This is a genomic window from Inquilinus sp. CA228 (genome assembly GCF_052078665.1).
Taxonomy (GTDB): Bacteria; Pseudomonadota; Alphaproteobacteria; order DSM-16000; family Inquilinaceae; genus Inquilinus.
Map to the genome: position 1 here is coordinate 36508 of NZ_JBQJIK010000073.1, position 6922 is coordinate 43429.

General features: G+C 65.1%; 6 protein-coding genes. All 6 read left to right on the forward strand.

Annotation, left to right across the window (positions count from 1 at the left end; all coding sequences use genetic code 11):
- The first annotated feature begins 206 nt into the window (after nt 1-206).
- On the forward strand, nt 207-1805 hold the full coding sequence (locus tag ACTOWL_RS29175; protein ID WP_441324796.1) for an ABC transporter substrate-binding protein: 1599 nt from the start codon (nt 207-209) through the stop codon (nt 1803-1805).
- A 90-nt stretch (nt 1806-1895) separates the two neighbouring features.
- Nucleotides 1896-2906: an ABC transporter permease subunit gene (locus ACTOWL_RS29180; protein ID WP_441324797.1), complete on the forward strand. Its 1011-nt coding sequence runs from the start codon at nt 1896-1898 to the stop codon at nt 2904-2906.
- A gap of 4 nt (nt 2907-2910) precedes the next feature.
- Nucleotides 2911-3825: an ABC transporter permease subunit gene (locus ACTOWL_RS29185; RefSeq protein WP_441324798.1), complete on the forward strand. Its 915-nt coding sequence runs from the start codon at nt 2911-2913 to the stop codon at nt 3823-3825.
- A gap of 1 nt (nt 3826) precedes the next feature.
- Entirely contained in the window at nt 3827-4798 is a 972-nt protein-coding gene (locus ACTOWL_RS29190; protein ID WP_441324799.1) for an ABC transporter ATP-binding protein, read from the forward strand.
- Nucleotides 4795-5763, forward strand: coding sequence for a peptide ABC transporter ATP-binding protein (locus tag ACTOWL_RS29195; protein WP_441324800.1), 969 nt, complete (start codon nt 4795-4797; stop codon nt 5761-5763). The genes ACTOWL_RS29190 and ACTOWL_RS29195 overlap by 4 nt, the downstream gene beginning before the upstream one ends.
- A 260-nt stretch (nt 5764-6023) precedes the next feature.
- Nucleotides 6024-6653 (forward strand): SEC-C domain-containing protein, encoded by a 630-nt coding sequence (locus tag ACTOWL_RS29200; RefSeq protein WP_441324801.1) that lies wholly within the window; start codon nt 6024-6026, stop codon nt 6651-6653.
- Nucleotides 6654-6922 lie beyond the last annotated feature (269 nt).

The window sequence follows — 6922 nt, forward strand, 5'->3', positions numbered from 1 at the left end:
GATTTCGAACCGCCGGACCGCCGCCGGAAACCACGGATTTTGTGCGGAAATCCGGCGGTATCGCGTGAAACGATTCTTGTCCTGCCGCCTCAACCGGCCAGTTGACATCACCCCCGCCCCCTGCGGTAATCCGGTACAACCCACGGTTTGGGCAATACAGCTATGCGGCAAGCCCGGCCGAAGGACCACCATTGGGGGAGAGTTTCATGTCGCGTTTCCTGTCCGCCACGGCGATGGCGCTTGTCCTCGTCGCGGGGGCGGCCGTGTCCGCCGAGGCCAAGACATTGGTCTATTGCTCCGAGGGCAGCCCGGAGAATTTCAATCCGCAGATTAACACCACCGGCACCAGCTTCGACGCGTCCGGCCCGATCTACGACCATCTGGTCGAGTTCACCAAGGGCAGCACCAAGACCGAGCCCGGCCTGGCCGAGTCCTGGGACATTTCGGATGACGGCACGGTGTACACCTTCCACCTCCGCAAGGGGGTGAAGTGGCATTCGAACGACAAGTTCACGCCGACCCGCGAGTTCAACGCCGACGACGTGCTGTTCACCTTCAACCGGATGTGGAAGGACGACCATCCCTACCACAAGATCTCCGGCGGCCAGTACGACTACTTCGGCGACATGGGCTTCCCGACCCTGCTGAAGTCGATCGACAAGGTCGACGACCACACGGTGAAGATCACCCTGACCAAGCCGGAGGCGCCGTTCCTGGCCGACCTGGCCATGGAGTTCTCGTCGATCCTGTCGGCCGAATACGCCGATGCGATGATGAAGGCCGGCACGCCGGAGCAGGTCGACCAGGTGCCGATCGGCACCGGGTCCTTCCAGTTCGTGCAGTACCAGCCGGACGCGCTGATCCGCTACAAGGCCTTCGAAGGGGCCTGGAGCGGCAAGGAGAAGATCGACAACCTGGTCTTCGCCATCACCCCGGACGCCGCGGTGCGCTATGCCAAGCTGAAGGCCGGCGAGTGCCATGTCATGCCGTATCCGAACCCGGCCGACGTGCCGGCGATGATGAAGGATCCGGCGCTGAACGTGCTGACCCAGCCGGGCCTGAACACCGGCTACCTGGCCTTCAACGTCACCAAGAAGCCGTTCGACGACGTGCGCGTGCGCCAGGCCGTCAACATGGCGGTGAACAAGCAGGCGATCCTCGACGCCGTGTACCAGGGCGCCGGCCAGGCGGCGAAGAACCCGATCCCGCCGACCATCTGGTCCTACAACGACAGCGTCCCGGAGTACAAGTACGACCCCGAGGCGGCGAAGAAGCTGCTGGCCGACGCCGGCTATCCGGACGGCTTCGAGACCGACCTGTGGGCGATGCCGGTGCAGCGCCCGTACAACCCGAACGCCCAGCGCATCGCCGAGCTGATGCAGTCCGACCTCGCCAAGCTGGGGATCAAGGCCAAGATCGTCTCGTATGAATGGGGCGAGTACCGCAAGCGGGCCCAGGAAGGCGAGCACCAGATGGCGCAGCTGGGCTGGACCGGCGACAACGGCGACCCGGACAACTTCCTGAACAACCTGCTGGGCTGCGACGGTGCGCGGCAGGGGGGCTCGAATATTTCAAAGTGGTGCGACAAGGATTTCGAGGCGCTCATCCAGAAGGCCAAGTCGATCTCGGACCAGGCCGAGCGGACCAAGCTGTACGAGCAGGCGCAGGTGATCTTCCACGACCAGGCGCCGTGGCTGCCGATCGCGCATTCGGTGGTCTATGAGCCGACCCGCAAGGAGGTCTCGGGCTACAAGGTCAGCCCGTTCGGCCGCCACGACTTCAGCGACGTCGACATCGCCGAATAAAGCGAGGTAAGGGGGAGCCGGGCGGGGGAGCAGGGGGATGCTCCTCCGCCCGCGTCTTTTCCGGCCCAGCATCCGCTACCCGATGGCATCATGCTCCGTTTCATCCTGACCCGCGTCGCCATGGCGATGATCACCTTCCTGGGGATCACCGCCCTCAGCTTCTTCCTGATCCGGGCGGTGCCCGGCGATCCCGTCCAGGTGCGGGCCGGCGAGCGCGGCGTCACGCCCGAGCGCCACGCCCAGCTGATGCACGAGATGGGCCTGGACCGGCCGGTGTCGGTGCAGTTCTTCTCCTATATCGGCGAGGTGCTGCAGGGCGACCTCGGCAAGTCCACACGGACGCAGCGGCCGGTGCTGAGCGAGTTCTTCAATCTGTTCCCGGCGACGCTGGAGCTCGGGATCTGCGCCATGATCTTCGCCGTGGTGCTGGGCCTGCCGGCCGGCATCCTGGCCGCCACCAACCGATCCAGTCCGATCGACCACGGCATCATGGGCGCCAGCCTGACCGGCTATTCGATGCCGATCTTCTGGTGGGGGCTGCTGCTGATCCTGATCTTCTCGGTCGGCCTGCAATGGACCCCGGTCTCCGGCCGGATCTCGGCGATGGTGTTCGTCGAGCCGCACACCGGCTTCATGCTGATCGACAGCCTGATGTCGGACGAGAAGGGCGCCTTCGTCTCGGCCCTGCGCGCCCTGATCCTGCCGACCATCGTGCTGGGCACCATCCCGCTGGCGGTGATCGCGCGCATGACCCGGTCGGCCATGCTCGAGGTGCTGAGCGAGGACTATATCCGCACCGCCCGGGCCAAGGGCCTCGGCGTCAAGCGGGTGATCGGGCTGCACGCGCTGCGCAACGCGCTGATCCCGGTGGTCACCGTGATCGGCCTGCAGGTCGGCACGCTGCTCGGCGGCGCCATCCTGACCGAGAGGGTGTTCGCCTGGCCCGGCGTCGGCAGCTGGCTGGTCGAGGCGATCAACCGCCGCGACTACCCTGCCCTGCAAGGCGGCGTGCTGCTGGTCGCCACCCTCGTCATCGTCGTCAACCTGCTGGTCGACCTGGCCTATGGCCTGCTCGATCCCCGCATCCGGCATGTGAAGTAAGCCGATGACCGCACCCAGCCTGCAAGAGACCCGGGCCCCTTCCGCCCTGCCCGCCAAGCCGCCCGGCCCGTTCGTCGAATTCTGGCGCTCCTTCAGCGCCAACAAGGGCGCCCTGGCCGGGCTGATCGTGATCGTGGTGATCGCGCTGGTCGCGATCTTCGCCGACGTCGTCGCGCCGCATTCGCCAATCGACCAGGACCGCGCCGCCTTCCTGGTGCCGCCCTTCTGGCAGGATGGCGGCACGCTGGCCTATCCGCTGGGCACCGACGACATCGGCCGCGACATCCTCTCGCGCCTGATCTACGGCGCCAGGCTGTCGATCATGATCGGCCTGATCGTGGTGACACTGTCGCTGGCCGTGGGCGTGCTGCTGGGCCTGGCCGCCGGCTTCTTCGGCGGGTTGGTCGATACGGCGATCATGCGCCTGCTCGACATCATGCTGGCGCTGCCCAGCCTGCTGCTGGCGATCGTCGTCGTCGCCATCCTCGGTCCCGGCCTGGTCAACGCCATGATCGCGGTCTCGATCGTCACCCTGCCGCACTACTCGCGCCTGATGCGCGCCGCGGTGCTGAGCCAGATCCGAAGGCCCTATGTCACCGCCTCACGCGTCGCCGGCGCCGGCACGTGGCGGCTGATGTTCGCCACCATCCTGCCGAACTGCATGGCCCCCCTGATCGTGCAGGCGACGCTCGGCTTCTCCTCGGCCATCCTGGACGCCGCGGCGCTCGGCTTCCTCGGCCTCGGCGCCCAGCCGCCGACGCCGGAATGGGGCACCATGCTGGCCTCGTCGCTGCAGTTCCTGCAGCGCGCCTGGTGGGTGGTGACCTTCCCCGGCCTCGCCATCCTGATCACGGTGCTGGCCTTCAACCTGCTGGGCGACGGCCTGCGCGACGCCCTGGACCCGAGACTGAAGCGCTGACATGCCCCTGCTCGACATCCGCAACCTGACGGTCGAGTTCCCGGCCGGCAAGGGATCGTTTCGCGCCGTCTCCGGCCTCGACCTCACCATCGATCCCGGCGAGATCCTGGGCATCGTCGGCGAATCCGGCTCCGGCAAGTCGGTGACCATGCTGGCGCTGATGGGGCTGGTGGCCTTCCCCGGCAAGGTCACCGCCGACCACCTGACCTTCGACGGCCACGACCTGCTGAAGATGTCGGTCCGCCAGCGCCGCAAGATCATCGGCAAGGACATGGCGATGATCTTCCAGGAGCCGATGACCAGCCTGAACCCGTGCTTCACGGTCGGCTTCCAGATCATGGAGACGCTGCAGGTGCATGAGGGCGGCAGCCGGCGGACCCGGCGCGACCGCACCATCCAGCTGCTGGCCCAGGTCGGCATCCCGGCGCCGGAGACCCGGATCGACGCCTTCCCGCACCAGCTGTCGGGCGGCATGAACCAGCGGGTGATGATCGCCATGGCGATCGCCTGCAAGCCCAAGCTGCTGATCGCCGACGAGCCGACCACGGCGCTGGACGTGACCATCCAGGCCCAGATCCTGCAGCTGCTGGCCGACCTGCAGCGCGACCAGGGCATGGCGCTGGTGCTGATCACCCACGACATGGGCGTGGTGGCCGAGACGGCGCAGCGGGTGAATGTGATGTATGCCGGCGAGCTGGTGGAGGAGCGCATGGTCGGCGGGCTGTTCGGCCGGCCGCGCCACCCCTATACCGGCGCGCTCTTGGAGGCGCTGCCGGAGCGCAGCACCGGCCACCGCCGGCTGCCGACCATCCCCGGCGTCGTGCCCGGCCCGTATGACCGGCCGTCCGGCTGCCTGTTCAACCCGCGCTGCCGCAACGTGCTGGACCGCTGCCGGGCCCAGCATCCGGACCTGTCGCCCGACCTGGACGGGCGGACGCGCTGCTTCAACCCCCTGCAGGAGATCCGGGCGTGACGGCCGTCGTCGAAGCGCGGCAGCTGAGCCGCTTCTACGAGGTCAAGACCTCGCCCTTCAAGGCCGCCAAGACGCTGCGCGCCCTGACCGGGATGTCGTTCACGCTGGAGGCCGGCAAGACCCTGGCCGTGGTCGGCGAGAGCGGCTGCGGCAAGTCGACCCTGGCCCGGGTGGTGACCATGATCGAGCCGCCGAGCGAGGGCGAGCTGACCATCGACGGCATCCCGGTGGCGACCGCCGACGCCGCCCAGCGCCGGCGCCTGCGCGGCGCGGTGCAGATCGTGTTCCAGGACCCCTACGGATCGCTGAACCCGCGCAAGAAGGTGGGCGCGATCCTGGAGGAGCCGCTGAAGATCAACACCGACATGAAGTCGGCGGAGCGGCGGCAGGCGGCCGAGGCGATGCTGTCGAAGGTCGGCTTGAGGCCGGAGCATTACGACCGCTATCCGCACATGTTCTCGGGCGGGCAGCGCCAGCGCATCGCCATCGCCCGGGCGCTGATGCTGCGGCCGAAGGTGGTGGTGGCGGACGAGCCGGTGTCGGCGCTGGACGTCTCGATCCAGGCCCAGGTGCTGAACCTGCTGATGGACCTGCAGGACGAGTTCGGCCTGGCCTATCTGTTCATCAGCCACGGCCTGTCGGTGGTGGAGCACATCGCCGACGATCTGGTGGTGATGTATCTGGGCCGGCCGGTGGAGCACGGCACCAAGGAGGCGATCTTCCGCCATCCGCGCCACCCCTACACCAAGGCGCTGCTGGCCTCGACGCCGTTCGTCGACCCGACCAAGCGGGCCGAGCGGGTGGTGCTGAAGGGCGAGCTGCCCTCGCCCCTGAACCCGCCGCCGGGGTGTGCGTTCCACCGGCGGTGCCCGTATGCGACGGATGTGTGCCAGGTGGAGCGGCCGGAGCTGCGGCCGGTGGATGGGCGGGCGGTGGCTTGTCACCATGCGGAGCAGGTGGGGTAGAGGAGTTGCCTATCTCTCGCACCCCGCCCAAAACCGTAAGGGACCAACTTCGCAAAGAGGTTGGCTTCGGATGTCCGGTCCCCGGGTGCGGCAGCCCCTATCTCGAGCTACATCATTTCGATCCCCCATGGAATACAGAGAATCATCATAACCCCGCCGGCATGGTGGCCCTCTGTAGAGACCATCATCCGTCGGCGGATGCTGGAGCGTTTACGATTGAGCAGCTACGGGAATTTAAGCGAAATGGCGCCGACACGGCGATGAAGGGCAGCTTCGATTGGCGTCGGCGGGATCTTCTGCTGATATTGGGCAGCAATTTCCTCTATCAGCAGATGAGTGCAATCAAGCTGAACAATATCGATGTCGTATCATTTTCTAGAGACACCGATGGATACATCCTTCTGAACGCGAACATTCCAAGCTTGCTTCCAGAAGATCGAGCCATGATCGAGGAAAATATTTGGCATAATACCGGAACACCAAAAGAGCTGAGATGCCCACCCTCAGGAAGGGAGTTGGCAGTGGAGTACCATAACGGCGACTACCTATCCGTTGAGTTCTTTGAGATAGATGGCGCGGAAGATCTGCACAATAGATACGAGCATGCTCGTAGTCTTCCCATCCTCTTCCCGATAACGGCAGTCGAATTCAATCTTAGGATTGGAAATACAAATATTGACATCAATCCGAAACATTCTTCGATTGGGCGAGATCGTATGCAAAATTGCTTCTTCTCTCAAAATCAGGGATACGCAATCAGCCACTCGGACACGAAATGGAGATTCAAGCAGAATTCGGCAAAGTATATAGATGCGCAGCATCCACGAAACGCGGAATGCCTCTGCGGTAGCGGCCTCAGATATAAGCACTGTCACGGAGCTGTCGACTAAGAGCCTGTTTGTAAATGCTACTGGTGCGGCCGTCTGACGGCGGTTTCTGCGCTTCCGGTGCTCACGGACTCAAACGTCCGCTGCGCGCCGGTTCTCGAAACCACTGCCAGCCGACTCACACCAGCGCATTTCCAAACAGGCTCTAAGAGACCGTTTGGAAATTGCGGATGGGGGCTTTCTCGGCGAGCGAGGATATGATTCAAGCTATGGATGTGGACGGAACAGAGCCGTGGCCGGATGGCCGAGATCGCAAAGAAGACCAAGCGCTA